Below are 25,175 nucleotides of genomic sequence, written 5' to 3'. Positions count from 1 at the left end.
TTAGTACATCGATGAACAAACAGTCAGAGCACACGAAGGGGATTATTTTTACAGCGCTCGCTTATTTCATGTGGGGATTTTTACCACTCTATTGGAAGCCGCTTCATAGCATCGAGGCAGGTGAGCTCCTTTCTCATCGAATAGTATGGTCTTTTGTTTTTATGATGATCATTGTAGTTGTAACCGGAAAAACGCGTGCCTTTTTTCAAAATTTAAAACAATTATTTACAGAACGCAAGCACTTTTTTGCGATTTTAGCCGCTTCTTTACTGATAAGTGCGAACTGGCTTATTTATATTTGGGCCGTCAATGCAGATCATGTCATTGAAGCGAGTATGGGCTATTATATCAATCCGCTTATCTCAGTGCTCCTTGGCATTATTGTGTTAAAAGAAAAGTTAAACTTTTGGCAGAAAGCTTCATTTGGTGTGGCGTTGATTGGTGTATTGATGTTAACCATTCAATACGGTCACTTTCCATGGATTGCTTTATCACTTGCCTTAAGTTTTGGTTTATATGGGTTAGTAAAAAAATTGGGTAATTATGATGCGGTGCTTGGTTTAACGTATGAAACGATGTTTGTAACGCCGCTAGCGCTGCTATTTCTTCTGTTTTGGGGACAGCGTGGCTTTGGCGTTTTTGCAACCTCAGGAGCTGGCATTAACGCGCTCATTTTATGTGCAGGCATAGCGACGGCCATTCCGCTCTTGTTTTTTGCATCAGGTGCACAACGAATTTCGCTTGCAATGGTTGGCTTTTTACAATATATCGCGCCATCTATTATGCTTTTATTAGGCGTATTCTTATATCATGAACTATTTTCAACGGTTCATCTCATTGCTTTTTGCTTTATTTGGTTGGCACTTCTTCTTTTTTCTTTTTCTAAACATAAGTGGATGGTGCGCTTACAGCCCAAAAATAAGCGTAAAACCTATAGTATGTAGCTGAAATCGGGAGCATTTCCATGCTTCCGGTTATTTTTTTTGAAAGTTAACTTTTGACGTGTGGCAATACTGTGCTAAAATAACCATGAAAACGTTTAATAAAGAAGTTCAAGAAATACCTTTTTCTTTATGGCAAAAGAAAGACTTTTGGCAAATGATGGGTTTCACCGTTAGGCTTTTAGGGGATGGAAGCCTTGATGACAGATTTGCTTTTGCTTTAAAACAGGCACTTTTTTGAGAACTTCTTTCCGTTCTCTTTATTATTGTTAAAATTTGCGATTAAAAATGCAGCAGGGGGTATCAACCAATGAGTACAAACCGTCCGAGCCAGGATTCTCCATGGCAGGGATTTTACGGACCTAACCTCGGTTATGTGATTGAATTGTTTGAACAGTATACCGCTGATCCTAATTCAGTTGACGAGGAATTAAGACAACAATTTGAAGCGTGGGGTCCGCCACCATCTACTGATGAAGCAGATGAAAACATCGCGCCTACGCAACAAGCTTCTTCAGGATTGCCTGTAAGCAAGATCGTAGCCGCATCAAAGCTTGCGGAAAATATCCGTACATACGGACATTTAGCAGCTGATATTCATCCCCTTAATGAAACACCAAAAAATATTAAAATGCTGGACCCTACTCACTATGGATTGAGCGAGGGAGACTTGAAAACGATTCCAGCCACTCTTATTTGGAGTGAGGCACCTCGCGATGTGAAAACAGCGCTAGATGCTATTCTTCGTCTGAAAGATCTTTACACAAAATCATTAGCGTATGAATTTAGCCACGTGCATGTCGAAGAAGAGCGCAACTGGTTAAACAACATGGTGGAATCAGGTTACCTATATCCTGAAATGACAAATGAGCAAAAAATTGCCTTGTTAAAGCGGTTATCCGAAGTAGAAGGCTTTGAAAAATTTTTGCATAAGACCTTTGTTGGACAAAAGCGTTTCTCGATTGAAGGATTGGACATTCTCGTACCAATGCTTGATGAGATTGTTTCTAAGAGCGTAAAAAATGGAACGAAAAATGTCATGGTCGGCATGGCTCACCGTGGCCGTTTAAATGTGCTTGCGCATACGCTTGGTAAACCATATGAGAAAATTTTCTCTGAGTTTCATCATTCGCCAAACAAAGAGCTTATTCCTTCTGAAGGTTCTCGAGGAATTAACTTTGGTTGGTCTGGCGATGTGAAATATCACCTTGGTGCCGATCGTTCGATTGAAGAAAATACAGTGAAAGCAAGCGTTACGCTTGCTAACAATCCAAGTCACTTAGAGTTTGTAAATCCAGTCGTTGTAGGTTACACACGTGCGGCTCAAGAAGTACGAACTGAAGCGGGCTATCCTGTTCAAGATGTGAATAAGTCGTTTTCGATTTCCATTCACGGTGACGCAGCGTTCCCAGGTGAAGGAATTGTAGCGGAAACATTAAACTTAAGTCGCTTAAAAGGCTACCAAACGGGTGGTACCGTTCATATTATTGCCAATAACATGATCGGCTTTACGACTGAAAGCTATGACTCTCGTTCAACGAAATATTCAAGTGACCTTGCAAAAGGCTTTGAAATTCCGATTGTTCACGTGAATGCAGACGATCCAATTGCTTGTATTGCCGCGGCATCGTTAGCATATGAGTACCGTACACGCTTCCAAAAAGATTTCTTAATTGATCTTATTGGTTACCGCCGTTTCGGTCACAATGAAATGGACGATCCGACAGTAACACAACCGGCGCTTTATGAAAAAGTAAACAACCATCCAACGGTTCGTACGTTGTTTGCGAAGCAGCTTGAGACAGCGGGCGTATTAGCAGCTGGCAAAGGCGAGGAAATTGACGCAGACGTACAGCAAATGCTTCAAGAAAAATACGACAAAGTGAAAGGTGCAAAAACGGCTGGCGAAGTAAAAGACGTTGTTGTTCCAGAAACGATTGTTAAGGGCATTCCTAAGCAAGATACGGCTGTGGATCATGAACAATTGAAAGCGATTAATAAAGCGCTTCTTGAGCGTCCTGAAGAGTTTAACGCGTATCCGAAGCTTGAGCGTATTTTAGCACGTCGTGCGAATGCGCTAGAAGAAGGCGGAAAAGTGGACTGGGCGCTCGCGGAAACATTGGCGTTTGCTTCCATTTTAAGTGATGGAACACCAATCCGAATTACAGGACAAGATTCAGAGCGTGGAACATTTGCTCAACGTCATCTCGTGCTGCATGATAGCAAAAATGGCAAGCTGTTTTCACCGCTTCACCATATTCCGCAAGTGAAGGCATCGTTTGGCATTCACAATAGTCCACTTTCTGAAGCATCTGTAGTTGGCTTTGAATATGGCTATAATGTATTTGCTCCAGAAACGCTTGTACTTTGGGAAGCACAATATGGTGACTTTGCAAACTGTGCGCAAGTCATTTTTGATCAATTCTTATCAGCTGGACGCGCAAAATGGGGACAAAAATCAGGTCTTGTTTTATTGCTTCCACACGGTTATGAAGGTCAAGGACCAGAGCATTCTAGTGGACGTATTGAACGTTTCCTTCAGCTTGCGGCTGAAAACAACTGGACGGTGGCTAACTTATCAAGTGCAAGCCAATACTTCCATGTGTTGCGTCGACAAGCAGCGATTTTAAATAAAGAAGAAGTTCGTCCACTCGTCATTATGACGCCAAAGAGCTTGCTTCGTAATCCTAGAGTCGCTTCTGATCATACGCTTCTTTCACAAGGACGTTTCCAATTAGTCGTTGAAGAAGAGTTGCTTGGAAAAAATGTAGACCAAGTAAAACGTATTATTTTAAGCAGTGGGAAAGTAGCGATCGATCTTGCAACGGAAATTGAAGGAAAAGCAGAAGAGTTAGATCACGTGCACGCCCTTCGAGTAGAGCAACTCTACCCGTTCCCGAAAAATGACATTAAAGACATCCTTAATCGCTATCCGAACCTAGAAGAGATTTCTTGGGTACAAGAAGAACCGAAGAACATGGGATCTTGGGCATACATTGAATCGAAACTTCGTGGTGTTGCGCCTGAAGGAGTCGCTGTGAAGTATATCGGACGTCCTGATCGTTCAAGCCCATCTGGTGGGGACCCAGAAGTTCACAAAAAAGAACAAGAACGCATCGTTTCGGTAGCATTAAGAAAAGAACAGACAAAAACAACGACTCATGAGGGAGGCAACGAACGTGATTGAAATTAAAGTACCAGAACTAGGAGAATCCATCTCTGAAGGAACCATTGCTCAATGGCTTAAAAATGTAGGTGACAATGTTAAGAAAGGTGATAACATTGTAGAGCTTGAAACAGATAAAGTGAACATGGAAATTACGGCTGACCATGATGGTGTCATTCAAGAAGTGTTGCGTGGCGAAGGCGATACGGTTGAAGTTGGCGACATTATTGCTGTTATTTCTGAAGGTGGTGCAAGCGAAGCTCCAGCGGCTGCAGCTCCAGCTCCTGAAAAGAAAGAAGATAACAAACCAGCAGCAGCGCTTCCAGAAGAAGTAAAAGAAACAGAACCGAAAAAAGAAACAGATCGTCCGCTTGCTTCACCAGCTGCACGTAAACTAGCGCGCGAACTTGGTATTGATCTAGCTAACGTACAAGCGCGTGATCCACTAGGACGCGTTCGTCCGGAAGATGTAAAAGCAGCGGCTGAAAAGCCAGCGGCGCCAGCGCCAAAAGCACCAGAGAAAAAAGCTGCGCCACAAAGCACGCCAGATGTTCCTGGTAAACCTGTTGAGCGCGTGAAATTATCACGTCGTCGTCAAACGATTGCGAAGCGTCTTGTTGAAGTTCAACAAACAGCAGCAATGCTTACAACGTTTAATGAAGTAGATATGACAGCGATTAATGAGCTTCGTAAGCGTCGCAAAGACTCATTCTTGCAACAAAACGATGTGAAGCTTGGCTATATGTCATTCTTTACAAAAGCTGTTGTAGGGGCACTAAAACAATTCCCACTTCTCAATGCTGAAATTCAAGGAGACGAAGTACTTCTTAAGAAATTCTATGATATCGGTATTGCTGTTGGTGCGGAAGAAGGACTCGTTGTACCAGTCGTTCGCGATGCAGACAAGCTTACGTTTGCTGGCATTGAAAAAGAAATTATGGCACTTGGAAAGAAAGCACGTGATAATAAATTAACACTTGCTGAACTTCAAGGTGGCACATTTACCATTACAAATGGTGGTATTTTCGGTTCATTAATGTCAACACCAATTTTAAATGCACCGCAAGTAGGGATTCTTGGTATGCACGGCATTAAACTTCGTCCAGTAGCGATTGATGCAGAGCGTATGGAAAATCGTCCGATGATGTACATTGCGCTTTCTTACGATCACCGCATTGTTGATGGTCGTGAAGCGGTTAGCTTCCTAGCAAAAGTAAAAGAAATGCTAGAAGATCCAGAAACACTATTGCTTCAATCCTAATAACAAGAGAGCTGTTTAGAAAATCAAAATGATTTTCTAAACAGCTTTTTTCTAATCAAGAGAGGAGAAGGAAAATGGGAATGCCACTTGAAGTGCAAACGATGATCGTAACGAAAGGAAAAGCAGAACGGCAAGAAGATTATAGCTATCGCTTAGTTAAAGCAGGCTATCGCCTCTATCCGCTTGATGTACCACTTACGGTTCACAAAACAAAAGATGCAAAAAGCCATGCAATCGCAACCATTTATTCTTTAACTTGGCACGAAAATAAAACGGAAATTCAGTATAAACTCCTGGATTTACACGGCGTCAATTAAGCCTAAAGGTGCCTTTAGGTTATGTTATGAAGCGTGGTATGATGGTTAAACAGCATAAAAATACAGAGATTGAAGAAAGGAGTTAAAAAATGAAAGCGTTTTATAAGAACTTAACGTTTCAAGTCATTCTTGCAATTGTGCTAGGGGTGATCGTTGGTAAAGTGTGGCCAAATGTTGGACAGCATATGAAACCATTAGGCGATACGTTTATTAATGCCGTAAAAATGGTCATTGCACCGATTATTTTTTTAACGATTGTACTTGGCATTGCTAAAATGGGTGATATGAAAAAAGTCGGTAAAGTTGGCGGTAAAGCGCTTCTTTATTTTGAAATTGTGACAACCTTTGCTTTAATTATTGGGATCATTGTTGTTAACATTGTAAAGCCGGGTGCCGGCCTAGATCCTTCTCAAATAAAAGGAGGCGATGTTTCTCAATATACATCAAAGAGTGGCGGCGAAATTGACTGGGTGCAATTTTTCACACATATCGTTCCCCATAATATGGTGGATGCATTTGCTAAAGGTGATATTTTACAAGTGTTGTTTTTTTCTATTTTGTTTGGTTTAGGATTAACGGCCCTAGGAGAAAAAGGCCAAAGCGTTATTGCTTTTTTTGATAAACTATTGCACATTTTCTTTTCTATTATCGGCTATATTATGAAAGCAGCACCGATTGGCGCGTTTGGTGCAATGGCATTTACAATTGGTAGTTTTGGCTTCGGCTCGTTGGCGCAGCTTGGAAAACTTATGCTTTCTGTGTACGCGACGATGTTTTTGTTTGTTTTTATCGTTTTAAATGTAATTTGTAGAGCGAATGGCTTTCGTTTATGGACCTACCTACGCTTTATTAAAGAGGAAATTCTCATTGTTCTTGGGACGAGTTCTTCTGAATCCGTATTGCCACGAATGATGGCGAAAATGGAGAAATTCGGTTGCTCCCAATCTGTAACAGGGCTTGTTATTCCTACGGGCTATTCATTTAATTTAGATGGAACGTCGATTTATTTATCAATGGCTGTCGTTTTTTTAGCACAAGTCTTTGGCATCGATTTAAGCATCACGCAACAACTGACGATTATTCTTATACTCATGTTAACGTCTAAAGGCGCAGCTGCCGTCACAGGTGGTGGGTTTATCGTGTTAGCCTCGACTTTATCGGCTGTTGGGAGCATTCCAGTTGAAGGACTTGCTTTACTTCTTGGCGTGGATCGTTTTATGAGTGAAGCACGGGCGATCGTTAATTTAATAGGCAATGGTATTGCAACCATCGTTGTCTCAAAAAGCGAAAAAGAATTTAATGAAGAACAAAGTAACCAGGCCATTCAAGCTATGAAAATGGCAAAAAAGACAGCGTAAGGCTAACAGACGAAGAAAAGTCCTAAAAAATGAAGTGAGTGGTGATTGACAATAGGCGCTAAAACTCGATAAACTTTTTAAAGCAAGAGGTAGTGAAGGGCTTTTACACTTCTTGAATAAAAAATGAGGTGACACTTGAAAATGATGCATAAAACATGGCAAGCGAAACAAGCCGTTAAAAAAGTAACGTGCGTTTCTACGGAAGCGAAAAAGTATATGGTTCATCATATGCTTACAGAAGGGAAATCATATGATGTGCAAAATGAAACGGACGAATTTTATTTTGTGATCGATAATTCTGGAAGAGTTGGCGGCTATTACAAAACGTATTTTGTAGACGCGTAAAAAAAGGATCTAGTAGCATAGCAGCTGCTAGATCCTTTTTTTTAAGAGTGGACGGCTTGTTGTTCAAGCGCTATTTTGCATAGAACAGCTTTAATCGTAAAGTACGAAAAATCTTCACCAAGTTGTTCTTTTAAGGCGCTTAATCCAGCACTGTCACTCGTCTTAATGACTTCTTTTACGCGCTGTTCCTCTTCTGTAGAAAACAATCGTTGCCAAGGGAGAGAATAGCCTTCTTCGGCAGAGCGCAATAAGTGATTTTCGACTGTTTGTGGAGATAAACCGCGCTCGTTAGCAATGCTATCAATATCCTTGTTCTCCATAAAGAAATGATAAGAGTCAAGATGGCTATTTTTTTTGCCAGATGATGTTTCCTGCGGTTGAGGAGCCCTTGCTACATATTCGAGAATAACGGTTAAAAAGGCTTCGCCGTAGCGCTCCCATTTTTTCTCCCCCATTCCCTTTATTTTTAACATCTCATGCTCCGTACGCGGTTGTTTGATACTCATTTCCGTTAAGGTACTATCTGCAAAGATCACATAAGGAGGTACAGCTGCGTCTTGAGCCATTTCTTTTCGAAGTGTGCGCAGCTGCGTAAACAGTTCATTTCGTTCGGAAACGGCTTGAATTGGTTGCTGTGCTTGTTTTCTCATCACACGTTCTTCGCCTTTGAGAACAGCAATGGCTTTATGAGATAGCAAAAGAACAGGATACTGTCCGTCAGAAAGAGAGAGATAGCCTTCTGCCGTTAAATAGTCAATAAGCTGTAAAATCTCTTTTTGTGAGCGCTTGTTCATAAGTCCATACGTAGAAAGCTGATGAAGCTTTAGCTCTTGTACTTTTTTAGCGCGCGATCCGTGTAGTGTATGGGCAACGAGTGTTTTACCGTAACGGTTTTTCATGCGTTTAATGCAGGAAAATACCATTTGAGCATCAACGGTAATATCACTCATCTCGCGATCGTCTGTACAATTTGAGCACGTTCCACAGTCGGTAGTAGTTTGGTCACCGAAATACTCAATAATGAAACGCTGCAAACATTGCTCGGTATGGCAATAATCGGTCATGAGTTGCAGTTTTTTATATTCATTTGCTTTGCGCTCTTCTTCTGACTGCCCTTGATCGATGAAGAATTTTTGCAATTGTACGTCGCGTGCCGAAAAGAATAATAAACATTCACTAAGCTCTCCATCACGTCCGGCACGTCCTGCTTCTTGATAGTACGCTTCGATGTTTTTTGGCACATTGTAATGAATGACATACCGTACGTTCGTTTTGTTAATGCCCATTCCAAAAGCATTGGTTGCAATCATGACGAGTATATCATCATGAATAAAGGCATTTTGTGAAGAGCGGCGTTCTTCCTCAGATAGGCCAGCATGGTATTTACCAACTGAAACCCCTTTTTTTTGAAAGTAATGATGAAGCTGATCGACTTCCTTGCGGGTAGCTGCATAAATAATTCCAGAGTTTTCTTTATTTTGTTGAATGTAGCGTTCAATAAATGGTCGTCGCTCTTCATCTTTTAGAACCGAGAAACTTAGGTTTTCGCGAGCGAAGCCTGTTACGAAGGCTTGTTGTGGTGCAATGTGTAGCAAGTGACAAATATCTCTTTTGACTTGTTCTGTTGCGGTAGCGGTTAACGCCGCAATGACAGGCTTTGTTGGTAAGGACTCGATGACTTCTTTAATGCGTAAGTAACTTGGCCGAAAGTCATGCCCCCATTGCGAAATGCAGTGCGCTTCATCGATCGCTACCATGGAGACCGGCAACGTCTGTAACAAGTGTCGAAAGCTAGCCACCTCTAGACGCTCAGGAGCGACATAGATCAGTTGATAAACACCTTGTTTTGTTTCTTCTAAACGCTGTGCTACTTCATGGTGTGATAAGGAGCTATTAAAATAGGTCGCTGCTATACCGACATTTTGTAGGGAATCTACTTGATCTTTCATTAATGAAATAAGAGGAGAAATAACAAGTGTTACGCCTTGAAATAAGACAGCAGGGATTTGGTAACAGATTGATTTTCCCCCACCCGTTGGCATAATGCCTAACGTATTTTGTTTGTTTAAAATGCTTTTTATAATTACATCTTGACCAGGACGAAAATCCGCATAGCCATAATATTTACTTAATACTTCTTTAGCGAGAGTATACATCGTACCTGCTACTAAAAATAGCTTCACTAAAATAAAACGGTAGTGAAACGCTATTTGTGTTAGTTTAGTAGTCAGTTTTCATCTCCTTTTAGCTTACACTAACACGGTGTGTTTCTTTGTCGTATGTAAACCCCTCAAGGTGTGTTCGTCGCTCCTTCCCTCATGGGTGAAGGAAGTCATGCTTTTGATTATTCTCTACCTACGCGTCTGCTTTTTTCATTGTAACATTCTCTGTTAACGAGTCGGTAGTCTTTACTTTTTGCATCTTTAGTAAGAAAACGTTTTCGTTTTGGGTTGGACAGCTTTTTATAGCATGTTATAATAAGAGAAAAACGGCAATGACGCCTCTTTTTCACGCAACGTGAAGAGAGGCTTTTTTTGTTGGAAAGGGGTATTTAACGATGGAAGAAGATAAAAAAAGATTTATTCAAGAATTTGTCCCAGGTAAGCAGGTGACACTCAGTCATTTAATTGCCAATCCAGATCCGGAAATGTTTGAAAAGTTAGGCATTACACAAGCAGGAGCACTTGGCATTTTAACGTTAACACCAAGTGAAACGGTCATCATTGCAGGAGATTTAGCAACAAAGGCTGCGAGCGTATCGCTCGGCTTTCTCGATCGGTTTACAGGAAGTTTAGTGCTAGTTGGCAGTGTTTCTGAAGTAGAATTAGCAATGGAAAAAGTGAATACGTTTTTAAGTGAAAATTTAAAATATACACCATCTGTTATTACGAAATCATAGGGGGAGTCAGCGTGAAACAACCTCGGGTTATGATTATCGGGGCTATTGGAGCAGGAAAAACGACCTTAACGAATGCGCTTTTAGGAATGACGCATGTGGCAGTAAAAACACAAGCGATGAATTATAAAGATTGGATTATCGATACGCCAGGTGAGTATAGTGAAAATCCGATGTTTTATAAAACGATTATGGCCACATCGCTTGAGGCGAGTCATGTTATATTTTTACAAGATGCTACGCGAACGACGTGTATCTTTCCACCAGGCTTTTCGAAAGGGATTCCAAAGCGCACGCTCGGTGTTATTACAAAAATAGACCACGATCAAGCCGATGTGAAGCGAAGTATTACGTTGCTTCGTCGAGCGATGTCAGCAGGTCCCATCGTGTTAACGTCAGCTCCAAACGCTATTGGAATTCACCATATTTACCCGATACTAGCATGCGAAACAGACGAAGAAATACAGCGATATTGTCATGAAAATTCTGAAAATATAGTACTTTAAACATGAAAGCCTTTACAACTGTCGGAATTTGCAGTATTCTTGTATTGAAAATAAATATGCAGTAGGCAAAGGCGCCTATCAACCAAAAGAGGAGAGATCTCTGTGTTGAAGGAGCCTTTTTGTTTCAAAAGGAGTCTTCGCATGGAACCATCTGGGCTATACCAGTTATGTCGTCAGTACACCGACTTAGAAGATGAGGCCATTGCGCTCATCCAAGAGCAAAGTCAATCGTTGCAAACGATGGCAGACTTATCACAATCTCATGTTTTTATTGATTGTATTATTGATGAGGGAACAGCGATTGTTGTTGCCGAAGCCATTCCTAGGACAACGATTCCTATTTATAAAGAACATGTAACGGGAAAATGTATTTCTAAAGCATTTGAACCAGCTGTCTTTCGTTCCTTTAAATCAGGGAAGCCGGTTATGAATCATCGTGCGGTTACTCCTGAAGGAATGACCGTTAGTCAAAATGTATTGCCAATTATTCATACCAATGGAACGGTGATTGGCGTAGTGATTGCAGAAAAAGATATAACGGCTCAAATTCAAGACGAGAAAGCCATTGAAACATTAACGAAAACGACGGAGGAAATGAGCCGAACCGTATGGGGCATTATTTCTCAGGAGCCGTCGATTCCTGATGTGTTAGAAGAAGGCTTATTGTTTTTAGAGGGTACAGGAGAGATCTTGTATGCAAACAATTATGCGCTGCGTCTAATGGAAAATCATTCAAATGCGTCGTCGCTCTCTTATAAAGGCAAAAAGGTAGACCAGGTATTACCGTTCATAACACGAGAGGTTCTTCGTCACAGCGACTTAAGTGAACGCGAGGAAGCCTACGAAGGAAGAGTCTATTGCAAACGCATTATTCGGCTTCGTTCCGGCGATAACTCCGGAAGAGTGCTTCTTTACATACGAGACATTTCTGATTTACGAGAGAAGGAACGTCAATTAGTCGTAAAGTCTGCTGTCATCAAGGAAATTCATCATCGCGTCAAAAATAACCTTCAGACCGTTGCAAGCCTTTTGCGCCTTCAACTTAGACGCGGTGTTCCCGAAGAGGCAAAAGGGTTGTATCAGGAAAGCTTAAATCGAATTGTTAGCATTGCGACGGTTCATGAGTATTTATCCTATAGCGGGATTGAGGAAGTGGACATTAAAGAGGTCATTCAAAAAGTGTCAAAAATGCTTGTTTTTCAGGCAGAGATGGAAGATACGCGCATTCACTTGGAACTGCAGCTTGATGCGGTCACGCTTCCTTCCAGTCATGCTGTTTCTTTAGCACTCGTTGTAACAGAGTTGTTACAAAATAGTTTAAAGCACGGGTATCAAAAAAAGAAACAAGGATCAATTGAAGTGAAAATGGTCAGCGATCAGCGCACCATCCAACTGTTTGTAAAAGATGACGGTGATGGGATGCCTCTTCAAGAAAGTAAAGAGCATCTTGGTCTAGAAATCGTACGGAATTTAACAACGTTTGATCTTGGCGGCCAATTTACGCTTTCTCGTAACGCTGATCATGGAACGACAGCGTATGTTGAATTTAGGATTGAACAGGAGGATGAACATGAGTAAAGGTAGGATTATGGTCGTGGACGATGAATCCATTTTACGAATGGATTTAAAGGAAATGCTGAGCGAAGCCGGGTATGAAATCGCGGCTGAAGCGAACACGGGGGAATTAGCCATTGAAATGGCGGCACTACATCAACCGGACTTAATCTTAATGGATGTGAAGATGCCTAAAATGAACGGCATTAAAGCGTCACGTATCATTGAAAAAAGCTTTAACATTCCTGTTCTCCTCTTAACAGCCTATAGTCAAACAGAAGACGTGGAAGATGCAAAAAAAGCAGGTATTGTCGGTTATCTCGTTAAACCGGTAACTGAGCAACAGCTGATTCCAGCCGTTGAAATTGCGCTGGCACAAAGCCAAAAAGTAAAACGCTTATTAAAAGATATGAGAAAGCTAGAAGAAAAGATTGAAGAGCGTAAGCTAATTGAAAAGGCAAAAGGTATTATAATGGAAACGCATCATCTCAATGAAGAGAGTGCGTACCAAAAATTACGCAGCTATTGCATGAATCATCGCATCGTTATGAAGCAACTTGCACAGTATATTATTACGCACCAATCCTTTGATTTTTCCGTAAAAATTTCATCTTAATGGGCAACGGCGCCTGACAATTCACTCAAGTTCTGCTTGTGTGTTGTCAGGCATTTTTTTTATGGCGATCTTACGAGAAGAAGGGGGGAGACGATGTCAAGAGCCAACCGTAAAGAAACGATCATAAGCGCTGGAATCGATATTGGAACGAGCACGACAAAAATGATTATTAGTGAATTTACGCTTGTAAATACAGCAGGTGTAAGCCATGTACCGCGCATCGAAATTATTGATAAAGTAATTTTGTATCGCAGTCCGATTTTTCAAACGCCGTTACTAGATGGTGGTACCCACTTAAATATGCCTGCCATTCATGAAATCGTTCATGGAGAATATGAAAAAGCGGGCATTGCTTCGAGCGCTATTCGAACAGGAGCTGTCATTATTACCGGTGAAAGTGCGACAAAGGAAAATGCAGCAGAAATGATTCACGATTTGGCGAGCGAAGCGGGTGAGTTTCTTGTCGCAACCGCAGGACCGGATCTAGAAGGCATCATCGCAGCGAAGGGATCAGGCGCGTATGACTATTCTATTGCAACAGGTCAATGTGTAGCGAATATTGATATTGGCGGTGGTACGGCAAATCTAGCTGTCTATAAAGCTGGTAAACTATGCGGCACATGTACCCTTCACGTCGGGGGGCGTTTAATTCAATTTCAAGACAATGTGGTGACGCATGTTTCAAAACCGGTCATGCAATGGGCACGTACTAGAGGCATTAATAATGTCGACATGGCTCATGTAGATGCGTTATTAGAAGAGATGGTGCGAACGCTCGTCTTAGCTTTACAAGGCAGTCAGGAATTACAACATCATCCTTTTCTGCTCGGTCATGTACCTGATTGGTCTGACGAGGTAGAAGTGATCATGTTTTCTGGAGGCGTAAGTGAGTGTTTATATTACAGCGATCGTTGTGATGGTCACTATAACGATATCGGAGTGAAGCTAGCGCAAAAGCTTAAAGAGAGCCCTGCCTTAGCGCGTTGGCAAAGAGTAACGCCTACGGAAACGGTTCGTGCAACCGTGCTAGGCGCAGGAACACAAACGACAGAAATTAGTGGAGCAACGATTCAAGTCAGTCCTGACGTGTTGCCATTAAAAAATCTACCGGTTCATCGCTTCCATTTTCCAAATGGTCAAATTGATGAACAGATTGTTAGAAAAGAAATGGAGCAAGCGGGAGCACTGTATGATCCATTGGCGGAAGGAAATCTATTTGCGCTGTTCTTATCAGGACTTGGTGTCTTGCGCTTTAAAGACATACAGCAACTGGCTGTTTGGCTAGTGGACTCGTTACACCACACAGTCCATGACGCCTTGCCAATCGTGATTGTTGTGGCCAATGATTTAGCAAAAGTTCTTGGTCAGTGTATCCAAGCAATTGTGCCTCATCGACCTGTTATTTGTATTGATCAAATTAGTATTGATAATGGCGACTATCTTGACATCGGTAGCATGCTACAGTCAGAAGTCGTTCCAGTCGTTGTGAAAACATTAGCTTTTCACAAATAGAAAGGTGAGAACGATATGAAGCTGCAAACAAAACTTCTCGGACAAGTATATCAGTTTAAAAGTTTAAAAGAAGTATTTGCAAAAGCAAATGAAGAAAAGTCGGGCGATCGCTTAGCGGGACTAGCAGCGGAAACGGTCCAAGAACGAATTGCTGCTAAGCATGTTTTAAGTGAAATTACGTTAAAAGATATCCGCGATTATCCCTTTTTATCTCCGGATGAGGATGCGGTCTCGCGTTTAATTGATGAGCAAATAAACGAGACAGTCTACATGGCGGTGCGGAATTGGACGGTTTCGGAATTGCGTGAACATATTTTAGCAGATGACACGCTGGGGAGTGATTTACGTAAGTTAAGCACTGGCCTCAATAGTGAAATGATTGCAGCAGTTACGAAACTCATGTCCAATTTAGATCTCGTGTTTGCAGCGAGTAAAATGGAGATTATTACGTGTTGTAATACACCGGTTGGACAAAAAGGTGTGCTTGCTTCTCGTCTGCAACCGAATCATCCGACCGACAACGTTGAAGGCATGCTCGCATCATTACGAGAAGGATTATCGTATGGCATTGGTGATGCTGTAATTGGAATTAACCCGGTCGATGATTCCGTTGAAAGTGTGAAACGCCTGCTTCATGCCACGCATGATTTTATGCAAGATTGGAAGATTCCTACGCAAAATTGTGTGCTTGCCCATGTAACGACGCAAATGAAAGCGATCGAAGAAGGCGCACCAGCAGATATGATTTTTCAAAGTATCGCTGGCACAGAAGCAGCGAATAAATCATTTGGGATCTCACAATCCCTTCTTGATGAAGCGCACGATATGATTAATTCTCTCGGAACATCAAAAGGGCCGAATCGTTTGTATTTTGAAACAGGACAAGGTTCAGAGCTATCCGCTGAGGCGCATTATGATATTGATCAAGTTACGCTAGAGGCGCGCAACTATGGCTTTGCACGCAAATATGAACCGTTTCTTTTAAATACAGTCGTAGGTTTTATTGGACCAGAGTATTTGTATGATAACAAACAAGTGATTCGTGCAGGTCTTGAAGATCACTTTATGGGGAAAATGCACAACATTTCCATGGGTGTTGATATTTGTTACACAAATCACATTAAAGCCGATCAAAATGATATGGAAAACCTTGGTGTTTTATTAACAGCTGCTGGGGTGAACTTCATCATTGCAACACCGATGGGTGATGATTGTATGTTGAACTATCAATCGATGAGCTATCATGACGTTGCCACACTTCGCCAAACGATGAGTAAACGAACGTCGCCTCATTTTGAAGGCTGGCTTGAATCAATGGGTCTAATGGAAAAAGGCAAATTAACAGGACTTGCAGGAGATTTAACACTATTCCATTAAGGGAGGTGATGTAAAGAGATGGATCGCACATTAATCGAAAAAGTAACAAGCATGGTATTAGAGGAATTAAAGGTGGAGCAGCATAGCGCTTCAGTAAAACCACCAGCTTCTATGCGTATGGTGAAAATTTATAACAATTTAAATACGAAACCTACCTTCGGAGAAGTGACTGACACAACGCGTAGTGACGAAGAAGCAATTGAAGAACCTACTTTTTATTCAACAGTAGCGTCTCCAAAGAACAAAGAAAAGCTTTTAGAAAATCAAGAGAAAACACCAGCCCGTATTGGTATTGGACGCGCGGGTGTTCGACCTAAAACGAACGCACTCTTGAAATTTCGATTAGATCATGCGGCGGCTGTCGATGCAGTATATGGCAAAGTGACTGAGGATCTATTATCACGCATGAAGTGGTTTTCTGTCCAAACGTCCACCGAAACACAAGAAGAATACATTCGTCGTCCAGATCTTGGTCGCAAGTTAAATGAAGACAGCAAAAAACTGATTGAATCACAGTGTGAAAAAAATCCACAAGTACAAATCGTGATTTCGGATGGCTTAAGTTCGGAAGCGATCGAACAAAATGCGGAAGATGTGTACTTATCGCTATCACAATCGTTAAATCAATTAGGTTTTCAAACGGGCACACCCTTTTTCGTGAAAAATGGCCGAGTGGCCGTTATGGATGAAATCGGTGAATTGTTACAACCAGACGTTATTATTTTATTAATTGGTGAAAGACCAGGGTTAATTTCCGCTGAATCATTAAGTGCCTATATTTGCTATCAGCCGCGCAAAGGAACGATTGAAGCGGATCGTATGGTTGTTTCCAATATTCATAGAGGTGGAATTCCACCGGCAGAGGCTGGGGCTTACTTAGGAAATGTTATTAAGAAAGTATTAACCTTTAAAGCGAGCGGCGTTTCCTTGCTACAGAAAGAAAAATAAGGAGGGACAACGAGTGAGCTTACGAAGAATACAAACGGACATTTTAGCTGTACGGCTTATTCCGAATGCAGATGCTGCTCTATGTGAGGCGCTTCATGTTCCATCGTCGTTTAAAAGTTTAGGGATTTTAACAACGACGAGCGATGATGTGGGCTTTACAGCACTTGATGAGGCCACGAAACAAGCGAATGTCGAAGTAGCGTATGCTAAATCGTTTTATGCTGGTGCTAGTCATGCTTCTGGCCCACTTTCCGGAGAATTTATCGGCATTGTTGCCGGTCCGACTCCCGATGAGGTAAGAAGTGGTATTGATGCGGCCATTCATACGATTGAGCATGAAGCGGCTTTTGAGGCGCTTGATGAAGAAGGCAACCATGCGCTGTTTGCCCACGTAATTTCACGAACAGGCAGTTACTTATCAAAAGTGGCTGGAATTGCTATAGGACAGCCTCTTGCCTATTTAATTGCTCCTCCGCTTGAAGCGGTTGTTGGTCTTGACTATGCGTTGAAAGCAGCTGACGTACAACTTGCGACCTTTTACGGACCACCTTCAGAAACAAATTATGGTGGAGGCTTAGTAACAGGAACGGAATCAGCATGCCGTGCCGCAGCAGAAGCCTTTAGAGAAGCAATTATTTCCATAGCAAAGTCACCTAGAAGCTATTAAGGAAGAGAAAGGAGCCATATCATGGCATTTGATCACGATCTCGTTTCCTTACAAGAAATGAGAAATGCTGTACAACAAGCAAAAGAAGCACAAGAAATTTTCAGTACGTTTACGCAAGAGCAAGTGGATGCTGTCGTGCAAGCAATCGCTGATGCGGCGTATGCGCAATCTCTTCACCTGGCAAAGCTCGCTGTAGAGGAAACAGGTCTTGGCGTTGTCGCACATAAAGAGATTAAAAACCAAGTGGGTTCTAAAGACGTTTATGAATCGATTAAAGATGTTAGAACGGTCGGCATTCTTCAAGAAGATCAGCGTCAAAAAGTAATAGAGGTTGCTGTTCCATATGGCGTCGTTGCTGGCATTGTTCCAGTAACGAATCCAACATCAACCGCCATTTTCAAAACGCTAATTGCGGTTAAAGCACGTAACGCCATCGTATTTAGTCCGCATCCATCGGCAAAGAACTGTACGATTACGGCAGCGGAAATTTGCGCTGAAGCCGCTGAAAAAGCGGGAGCGCCTAAAGGCCTCATCGGTTGGATCTCATCGCCTACGATGGAAGCAACGCAGCAGTTGATGAAGCACCGTGACGTTAACGTTATTCTTGCTACTGGTGGCAGCGGACTCGTACGCGCAGCGTATAGCTCAGGAAAGCCGGCCTTTGGCGTTGGACCAGGTAACGTTCCAGCGTATATCGAAAAAACGGCCAATGTAAAAGCCGCTGTCGGCCATATCGTTGATAGCAAAACATTTGATTATGGAACCATTTGTGCTTCAGAACAAAGCATTATTGTCGATAAGAATATTAAAGAAATGGCGGTTCGTGAATTAAAAAACCGCGGTGCTTATTTTTTAAACGATGAAGAAAAGAAAAAGATGGAGACAACGATTTCTCCACTTCCAGGCAAATTAAATCCGAAAATCGTTGGGAAGTCGCCGCTAGTCATTGCAAAAATGGCCGGCATCTCCGTGCCAAGCGAGACAACGTTATTAATTGCCTTCGAAACAGAAGTCGGCAAACATGTGCCGTTTTCGATTGAAAAACTAGCACCTGTGTTTGCATTCTATACAGCAAGTGATTCAGTGGAAGCGCTTGATTTATCCAATCAACTTCTTGCGCTTGGCGGCCGTGGTCATTCGCTTGCGCTGCACACATCGGACGATGAAATCGTTAAAACGTTCGCCTTAAAAATGCCTGTTTCCCGTTTGCTTGTTAATACGCCTTCAGCACTTGGGGCTGTTGGTGCAACAACGAACTTGAAGCCATCCTTTACACTCGGTTGCGGAACGTATGGCGGGAATGTGACATCTGACAACGTAACGGTTACCCATTTGTTTATGAAAAAACGTGTGGCGTATGGAACAAGAGACATTGTCGTAGAAAAAGCAGTTGAAACAACTGTAAACGACGAGCAACAGGAAACACAGCTCGCAACAGATGACAGCATTCAAGCGATTGTCGCTCAAGTGCTAGCGAAAGCTAGTCCTGAGATGGCGAATGATCCTGTTGCCATTAAGAAACTAGTAAGTGCAACGTTAGCAAAACAATCACACTAAAAAATAACCAATCCTTGAGGAGGAACTAAAAATGTCTAACGCATTAGGAATGATTGAAACGAAAGGTCTTGTTGCATCAGTGGAGGCAGCGGACGCAATGGTAAAAGCAGCAAATGTTAATCTTGTAGGAAAAGTTCATGTAGGTGGCGGGTTAGTTACAGTACTCGTACGTGGTGATGTAGGAGCAGTAAAAGCAGCAACTGAAGCAGGAGCAGCGGCTGCACAACGAATTGGTGAACTATTATCTGTTCACGTAATTCCACGTCCACATAACGAATTAGAAGCGATTTTACCAAAGGGAGAATTGCTCTAAATAGAAAGGAAGGCGATCACCTGTGAATGAGCAAATGGTTCGCTCTATCGTAGAACAAGTCGTTCATAAACTTCAAGAACAAACTGAACAAAACAGTGTTCCGATCGCTGTATCCGCGCGTCATGTTCATCTTTCACAAGAGCATGTGACGATCTTATTTGGACCTCAGTATGAATTAACACATAGAGCTGATTTATCACAACCTGGACAATTTGCAGCCGAAGAAACGGTTACGATTGCTGGGAAGAAAGGAAGCATCGAACGGGTTCGTGTCTTAGGACCCGTTCGTAATGCTACCCAAGTGGAGATCTCCCTGACCGATGCCTTGAAAATAGGGATTAAGCCACCGCTTCGTCAGTCGGGAGATATTAAGGGCTCTGCTTCATGTGTGCTGATTGGTCCCAGAGGAAGCATCGTACTTGAAGAAGGCGTCATCGTCGCCCAACGTCATATTCATATGAGTGTTGAAGATGGTCAGCGCTTTAATGTAGCTGATGGGGAAAAAGTAACGGTTGTTATTTCATCAGAACGGCCAGTCGCCTTTCATGATGTATTGATTCGCATATCTGACCGCTATACGTGTGAAATGCATATTGATACGGATGAAGCAAACGCTGCTGCTGTTTCGGGAGTAGTGACAGGCACGTTGTTGAAGGGAACAACTACGTCATGACAACTTCTGTGGATGCAACGCTTATTGCTACCATTGTTCAAGAAGTACTTCAACAACTGTCAGCGCTTCCCGTAAAACCACATCTTTACGTATGGGGAGAGGTGGAGGATGAAGGGAGCATGAATAAGCTAACGCAAGCGATCGGTCAGCGCTATGAGCTTACCGTGCTTTCTTCGCTACAAAAGGATCTCGACGTAAAGAAGGAAAGCGACATTATATTTTTAAATTGTGATCAAGATTTGATTGTGCGTGGTGCATTAGGTTTAACGGATACGGCAAAAAGTAAAGCGCTTGCCGAAGCGTTGCACCAAGGATTACAACCAACATTGTTTCTGTCTTACGAGGACTCTTTTAAATTTAATGGAAACAGTGCGTATAAGGCTTACTTACACAATCAAAAAAGTAGATTAGAAGCTTTTGGTGTGAGCTGTACGACAATGGAGCAATGGCTTCATGAGCAGCAGGAAACGAAAGTCTCTTCATCTACTGCCGTCTATGATGCCCCTTTATTAACCGAACGTGCAGTCGAAGCATTCACTGAACAAACACTGCTGCTTGCACCGGGAACCATTGTTACGCCGTTGGCACGAGATGCGGCAAGAAGAAAAGAGATCACGCTTAGTAGAACGTAAGCGATTTGGGGTGATGGGATGCGCTTAGGCACGGTTATAGGTAATATTTGGGCTACCCGAAAAGAAGAGGGACTAACCGGTTTAAAATTTTTGTTTGTGCAATTAGAAAATCCCGATGGAACAGCAGTTGATTCGCCAATTATTGCTGCAGATCGAGTAGGCGCCGGTTTAGGTGATAAAGTGATGATTACGAACGGAAGTGCAGCGCGTTTTGTAATGGATGATCACGATGTTCCTCTCGATTCAGTCGTTATTGGTATTGTCGATTCGATCGATGTTGAGAAGAGGTGAATAATCTTATGGGAAAAGCAATTGGTATGATCGAAACGAAAGGTTTAATCGGCTCAATTGAAGCAGCTGATGCCATGATTAAAGCAGCTGATGTAAAGCTATTAAAGCAGGAGAAAGTCGATGGTGCGCTCGTTACCGTTTTAGTCGAAGGTGACGTTGGTGCCGTACAGGCGGCTGTTGAGATTGGAAGAGAAGCAGCGATGCGCGTCGGAGAACTCGTGTCGAGTCATATTATTCCACGTCCAGATGATGAATTAGCCGGTATGTTACAGCCTGCTGCGAAGCCAAACGTCTTGAAACCGAAAGAAACATCAAGAGATGAAGAGGCAGACGTAAAGACAGCACCGAAGAAAAAAAGTAAATAATCTAAATCAAGTAACCCGTACCTCTTTTACGATGAGCGGGTTACTTGATTCATAGAAATGTAAGTGCTTTCAAAGTAAAAGTAAAAAGGAGGGGTTATCCTTTGAGTCAGATTGGAACGTATGTGATTTATGTCATTATGGCGTGTGCGGTTATTGGTGCCTTTGCGGCCATTAAAAACAGTGAGGACGGCATTGGGCGCGAGTTTATGGAAGGATTGCATTCCGTTGGCTATATTTTTGTCCCGGCAGCAGGTATTATGGCGGCCATTCCTTATTTATCGGCCTTTATTGAAAAAGTATGCGGACCGTTGTTTCATGCCGTTGGGGCAGATCCGGCGATAGCTGCGACAACGATTATTGCGGTAGATATGGGTGGCTATCAACTCGCCAATGCGCTAGCGGCTACGAAGGAAAGCTGGATTATGGCGATGACGGTTGGCTTTATATCTGGAGCAACGATTGTATTCTCTATTCCAGTTGGACTAGCCATGCTTGATAAGCGCGATCATAAATATATGGCGTTAGGTGTGATGTCGGGTGTGTTGACGATTCCGATTGGTGTCTTTATTGCCAGTGTCACGATGATGTTAATGAATGCAAATGTTCGTGGCGTCATTAGTACGGGCGGTGAAGGTAGTTATCAACTATCACTAACACTTGGGCAAATTCTTTTAAATTTATCGCCGTTAATTATTTTTGTAGTTGTCCTTGCCCTCGGTCTAAAATTTTATCCTGATGTGATGATTAAAGGCTTTATGTGGTTTGGAAAACTAATGGATGCAGGCATTAAACTCGTTTTAGTTTTTGCAATTGTTGAATACTTTACAGGTGCCTTTTCGGCGCTCTTTGGTTCGTGGGGCTTTGATCCTATTATTGCCGATAAGAAAGATCAATTCCGTGCACTAGAAACAGCAGGTTATATCGGTATTATGCTTTGTGGAGCGTTTCCGATGGTGTATATGATTCGAAAATTCGGCGCAAGACCGTTGAATGCTATGGGGCGCAAATTAGGACTTGGTGCTTCTGGAAGTGCAGGACTGTTAGCGTCTTGCGCGAATATTTTAGCGATGTTTCGTCTCGTGAAATTCATGCGTGCGAAAGATAAAGTGGTCAACATTTCCTTTGCGGTATGTTCAGCCTTTTTATTTGGCGATCATCTATCCTTTACAGCCAATTTTCAACCATCGTTAATCTTACCAATCTTACTTGGGAAATTTGGTGCAGGTGTCATTGCCGTTGGTTTTGCTTATTGGTTATCTGTTCCAAAGGCGATGGAGTTAGAGCAGCAAGATTTTGCAACAGGCGTTCGCCATCTATCGGAATATGAAGGAGAAGGTCTTGTGGAAGAGCGTCCTCTTCCTGAAGTGAAAACCGTATAAGTTAAAAAAGAACGATGGCAAAAGAGCGAGCTCTTTTGCCATCGTTCTTTTTTTATGGTAATCATGCTTAGTGCGTCGCATGGTCCTTTACATTTTCTACATCAGCTACTTTGAAGCCAGAGTGTTCAATTTTATAAATAAGCGCATCTGTTTCTTTTTCAGTTAGAACGGAGTTAAACGTGATGACAATTCTGCGTACAAACGATTTCCCAGCATCTTGCGTGAAGACGCCTTCAATATTATAGTCATCAGGAATGGCAGCAAATAATTTTCGTAGGGAGCCTTTTCCTTCTGTAGTAGAAACCGTTAAGGCATAGCCACCTTTTTTCAGTCCGTAAGAATCTTCAATGATATCCATTACTTTCGAGTGCGTTAAAATGCCAAGAAAGACGTGTTGTTCATTGACAACAGCTAAAAAGGGAAGTCTGCGAATGGAAAATAAAGCTTGGTAAAAAGGAGTTTCTTCGTTAATAAAGCTGTCTTGTTCTTTTAATAACGAGGTGACCGGTTCAGTAAGCGAGCCCACACCATCAATAATATAATCAGACGTACTTTCTTTATAGATGAGTCCACGAAAGTGTGTTTCGCTCTCATCAAGAACAGGTATACAACGATAGCCTGATTCTATAAGACGATGTCTTGCTTCTGCGATGGTCGTTTTTTCGGTTACATACGTAACTTTCGTTTTTGGGATATAGTGCGACTTAATTTTCATTGAAGATCCCCCTTGAAATAATGTACTTTCTCAGTTATTCGACACAACTATCTAAATTCCTTCCGTTTCACACTATTTTTTCTAAAAAAAAACAGCGAATTTGTTCTAGAACTAGTACTTTTGACAGATAAAAATTTGTCGTGTAGTTCCTGCTTTTGTCGGAAGGGATTTTTTAGAATAATCTGGAATTTAAACAGAGTAACAAATAAAGGGAGGCGTATGAATGAGAAATTTGAAAAAGAAAACATTGGTTGCATCCGCGTCAGCAGCAATGATTGCAGCAAGTTTATTTTCAGGATCACACGCATTTGCTTCACCACACAAGAATCAGTTGCCGCAAGCAAACCCTCATCTTCAACAAGGTAAGTCTTTTAAGTTCGACGGGATGGTACCTAAAGCGCCATTTGCTGCCAGCAATAAAGACGCTGGTATGAAAGGTGTTGTCGGTCCGACTCACCCAGATTATAAAATCCAAGCGTATTATGATGGTAAAAAACATCGGATTACGGGGAAATTGTCTGTCACATTTTTAAACAATACGAAAAAGAAATTAGATGAGCTCTATTTTAACTTATGGGGCAATGCAAAAATGTATCGTTCAAACAATGGAGGCATGGATGTCAGTCACGTTAAAGTGAACGGCAAACGTGCCGTGTATAACGTTGATGATACGGCTCTCCACATTCCTTCTCTGTCATTGAAAAAAGATCAAAAGTCAACAGTTACGATGGATTTTACGGTGAACGTTCCTAACTTACCAGATCGCTTCGGTTGGTACAAAACGACGACTTCCCTTGGTAACTGGTTTCCGATTCTTGCCGTTTATGATCAGAAAGGCTGGAATATAAATCCGTATTATGAAGCCGGTGAATCGTTTTACTCGCTAACAGGCGATTATGATGTGAAATGGACAACAGATAAAAAACAAGTGATTGCCGCCACAGGAACAGAGGTAGGCAAACCACAAAAAATGGGCAATTTAGCACTGCATCATTATAAAGCGAAAGATGTTCGTGACTTTGCGCTTGAAATGGATTCAACGTATAAAGTGAAATCCAAGCGTGTGAATGGTGTAAAAGTGAACGTTTATTATAATGATCTGCAAGCAAAATATGCCGATAGCATGATGGAGTCTGGGTTAAAAAGTATTAAACTTTTCTCCGATCATTTTGGCACCTATCCATGGCCAGAGCTTGATATCGTTGGCATGGAAGGTTGGTTTGGCGGGATGGAATATCCACAGCTTACGATGATTAGTATTGCGGGACCACGCTCGCAAGAATGGGTAAAATCAGTCACCGCTCATGAAATTGGTCATCAGTGGTTTTATGGCATTATTGGCGATAACGAATACGATGAGCCGTGGTTAGATGAATCGTTTGCCGCTTATTCTCAAGCGTTATACGGCAATACACTCAATCAATTGCGAACACCGCCGGTTGGTAATTACTTGTTATCCTCTCCGGTTTCAGCGTTTACAGCGAACGGCAGTTCTGGCATAAATGCTTACTATCAAATGATTTATGATTATGGTTCACGAACATTGAATGATTTACGAATGAAATTGGGCGATGATGTGTTCTATAAAGCCATGAAAGCGTACTTTAAAGAAAAGAAATTTAAAGTAACGACTACAAAAGACTTTATGACCATTATGCAACGCGAGAGCGGGAAAAACTTAGGGGAATTCTTCCAAGATCATCGCATTGTAGCTAAATAAAATAAGGATGCGTTTCTAGAGCTGTTTACTGCCTACGTAAACAGCTTTTTTGTATGAAGTTGGATT

Annotated in this window: 24 protein-coding genes; 22 read left to right on the top strand and 2 right to left on the bottom strand. The window is 42.0% G+C overall.

The genetic code is table 11. From position 1 onward, the window contains the following. Nucleotides 1-11 precede the first annotated feature (11 nt). The 6 genes from rarD (at nucleotide 12) to A374_RS04320 (ending at nucleotide 7,388) form a co-directional block, all read left to right on the top strand. Nucleotides 12-944, top strand: coding sequence for an EamA family transporter RarD (gene rarD / locus A374_RS04350; protein ID WP_007200973.1), 933 nt, complete (start codon nucleotides 12-14; stop codon nucleotides 942-944). A gap of 307 nt (nucleotides 945-1,251) precedes the next feature. Then, a complete protein-coding gene (locus A374_RS04340) occupies nucleotides 1,252-4,128 on the top strand; it encodes a 2-oxoglutarate dehydrogenase E1 component (RefSeq protein WP_007200972.1) in 2,877 nt (958 codons plus the stop codon). Beyond that, complete coding sequence (gene odhB, locus A374_RS04335) at nucleotides 4,121-5,368, top strand: 2-oxoglutarate dehydrogenase complex dihydrolipoyllysine-residue succinyltransferase (RefSeq protein ID WP_007200971.1); 1,248 nt, start codon at nucleotides 4,121-4,123, stop codon at nucleotides 5,366-5,368. Before A374_RS04340 ends, odhB begins: the two co-directional genes overlap by 8 nt. Nucleotides 5,369-5,442: 74 nt before the next feature. Beyond that, nucleotides 5,443-5,685, top strand: a complete 243-nt coding sequence (locus A374_RS04330) for a DUF2584 family protein (protein WP_007200970.1) — start codon at nucleotides 5,443-5,445, stop codon at nucleotides 5,683-5,685. Nucleotides 5,686-5,774: 89 nt separating this feature from the next. Continuing rightward, nucleotides 5,775-7,043: a dicarboxylate/amino acid:cation symporter gene (locus tag A374_RS04325; protein WP_007200969.1), complete on the top strand. Its 1,269-nt coding sequence runs from the start codon at nucleotides 5,775-5,777 to the stop codon at nucleotides 7,041-7,043. A 141-nt stretch (nucleotides 7,044-7,184) separates the two neighbouring features. Then, nucleotides 7,185-7,388: a DUF6501 family protein gene (locus A374_RS04320; protein ID WP_007200968.1), complete on the top strand. Its 204-nt coding sequence runs from the start codon at nucleotides 7,185-7,187 to the stop codon at nucleotides 7,386-7,388. A 41-nt stretch (nucleotides 7,389-7,429) separates the two neighbouring features. Here the strand turns inward: A374_RS04320 and recQ are convergent, their stop codons facing one another. Continuing rightward, the gene (recQ, locus tag A374_RS04315; protein ID WP_007200967.1) at nucleotides 7,430-9,544 is read right to left on the bottom strand and encodes a DNA helicase RecQ; all 2,115 of its coding nucleotides are present in this window, start codon (nucleotides 9,542-9,544) and stop codon (nucleotides 7,430-7,432) included. Between the two features lie 401 nt (nucleotides 9,545-9,945). Here recQ and eutS point away from each other — a divergent pair, with 401 nt between their 5' ends. The 15 genes from eutS (at nucleotide 9,946) to eutH (ending at nucleotide 22,674) form a co-directional block, all read left to right on the top strand. After that, nucleotides 9,946-10,287, top strand: coding sequence for an ethanolamine utilization microcompartment protein EutS (gene eutS / locus A374_RS04310; protein ID WP_007200966.1), 342 nt, complete (start codon nucleotides 9,946-9,948; stop codon nucleotides 10,285-10,287). Nucleotides 10,288-10,298: 11 nt separating this feature from the next. Continuing rightward, the gene (locus A374_RS04305) at nucleotides 10,299-10,790 is read left to right on the top strand and encodes a EutP/PduV family microcompartment system protein (RefSeq protein ID WP_007200965.1); all 492 of its coding nucleotides are present in this window, start codon (nucleotides 10,299-10,301) and stop codon (nucleotides 10,788-10,790) included. A gap of 141 nt (nucleotides 10,791-10,931) precedes the next feature. Further along, nucleotides 10,932-12,368, top strand: a complete 1,437-nt coding sequence (locus tag A374_RS04300; protein WP_007200964.1) for a sensor histidine kinase — start codon at nucleotides 10,932-10,934, stop codon at nucleotides 12,366-12,368. Continuing rightward, nucleotides 12,361-12,960: an ANTAR domain-containing response regulator gene (locus A374_RS04295; protein WP_007200963.1), complete on the top strand. Its 600-nt coding sequence runs from the start codon at nucleotides 12,361-12,363 to the stop codon at nucleotides 12,958-12,960. Before A374_RS04300 ends, A374_RS04295 begins: the two co-directional genes overlap by 8 nt. A 93-nt stretch (nucleotides 12,961-13,053) precedes the next feature. Next, nucleotides 13,054-14,472, top strand: a complete 1,419-nt coding sequence (locus A374_RS04290) for an ethanolamine ammonia-lyase reactivating factor EutA (protein ID WP_007200962.1) — start codon at nucleotides 13,054-13,056, stop codon at nucleotides 14,470-14,472. Nucleotides 14,473-14,487: 15 nt separating this feature from the next. Continuing rightward, nucleotides 14,488-15,849: an ethanolamine ammonia-lyase subunit EutB gene (locus tag A374_RS04285; protein WP_007200961.1), complete on the top strand. Its 1,362-nt coding sequence runs from the start codon at nucleotides 14,488-14,490 to the stop codon at nucleotides 15,847-15,849. An 18-nt stretch (nucleotides 15,850-15,867) separates the two neighbouring features. After that, a complete protein-coding gene (gene eutC, locus A374_RS04280; RefSeq protein ID WP_007200960.1) occupies nucleotides 15,868-16,797 on the top strand; it encodes an ethanolamine ammonia-lyase subunit EutC in 930 nt (309 codons plus the stop codon). A 13-nt stretch (nucleotides 16,798-16,810) separates the two neighbouring features. Further along, nucleotides 16,811-17,464, top strand: a complete 654-nt coding sequence (gene eutL / locus A374_RS04275) for an ethanolamine utilization microcompartment protein EutL (RefSeq protein WP_007200959.1) — start codon at nucleotides 16,811-16,813, stop codon at nucleotides 17,462-17,464. Nucleotides 17,465-17,485: 21 nt separating this feature from the next. Next, nucleotides 17,486-19,021 (top strand): acetaldehyde dehydrogenase (acetylating), encoded by a 1,536-nt coding sequence (locus tag A374_RS04270; protein WP_007200958.1) that lies wholly within the window; start codon nucleotides 17,486-17,488, stop codon nucleotides 19,019-19,021. 31 nt (nucleotides 19,022-19,052) lie between these two features. Then, nucleotides 19,053-19,334 carry an ethanolamine utilization microcompartment protein EutM gene (gene eutM / locus A374_RS04265; protein ID WP_007200957.1) on the top strand — a complete coding sequence of 94 codons (282 nt, stop codon included), beginning with the start codon at nucleotides 19,053-19,055 and terminating at the stop codon, nucleotides 19,332-19,334. Nucleotides 19,335-19,356: 22 nt separating this feature from the next. Further along, entirely contained in the window at nucleotides 19,357-20,007 is a 651-nt protein-coding gene (gene pduL, locus A374_RS04260; RefSeq protein WP_007200956.1) for a phosphate propanoyltransferase, read from the top strand. Then, entirely contained in the window at nucleotides 20,004-20,639 is a 636-nt protein-coding gene (locus tag A374_RS04255) for a hypothetical protein (RefSeq protein ID WP_007200955.1), read from the top strand. The genes pduL and A374_RS04255 overlap by 4 nt, the downstream gene beginning before the upstream one ends. 18 nt (nucleotides 20,640-20,657) lie before the next feature. Further along, entirely contained in the window at nucleotides 20,658-20,930 is a 273-nt protein-coding gene (locus tag A374_RS04250) for a EutN/CcmL family microcompartment protein (RefSeq protein ID WP_007200954.1), read from the top strand. Between the two features lie 8 nt (nucleotides 20,931-20,938). Next, nucleotides 20,939-21,295, top strand: coding sequence for a BMC domain-containing protein (locus A374_RS04245; protein WP_007200953.1), 357 nt, complete (start codon nucleotides 20,939-20,941; stop codon nucleotides 21,293-21,295). Between the two features lie 101 nt (nucleotides 21,296-21,396). Further along, nucleotides 21,397-22,674 (top strand): ethanolamine utilization protein EutH, encoded by a 1,278-nt coding sequence (eutH, locus tag A374_RS04240; RefSeq protein ID WP_007200952.1) that lies wholly within the window; start codon nucleotides 21,397-21,399, stop codon nucleotides 22,672-22,674. 67 nt (nucleotides 22,675-22,741) lie between these two features. On the opposite strand, the gene cbpA is transcribed toward eutH, so the two are convergent. Next, nucleotides 22,742-23,389, bottom strand: a complete 648-nt coding sequence (gene cbpA / locus A374_RS04235) for a cyclic di-AMP binding protein CbpA (protein ID WP_007200951.1) — start codon at nucleotides 23,387-23,389, stop codon at nucleotides 22,742-22,744. Between the two features lie 223 nt (nucleotides 23,390-23,612). Here cbpA and A374_RS04230 point away from each other — a divergent pair, with 223 nt between their 5' ends. Beyond that, nucleotides 23,613-25,109, top strand: coding sequence for a M1 family metallopeptidase (locus tag A374_RS04230; protein WP_007200950.1), 1,497 nt, complete (start codon nucleotides 23,613-23,615; stop codon nucleotides 25,107-25,109). The last annotated feature ends 66 nt before the right edge of the window (nucleotides 25,110-25,175 follow it).

Origin of the sequence: Fictibacillus macauensis ZFHKF-1 (assembly GCF_000269865.1) — a bacterium.
GTDB classification, from domain to species: Bacteria; Bacillota; Bacilli; order Bacillales; family Fictibacillaceae; genus Fictibacillus_C; species Fictibacillus_C macauensis.
This window is presented reverse-complemented; position numbering and strand designations above follow the sequence as displayed.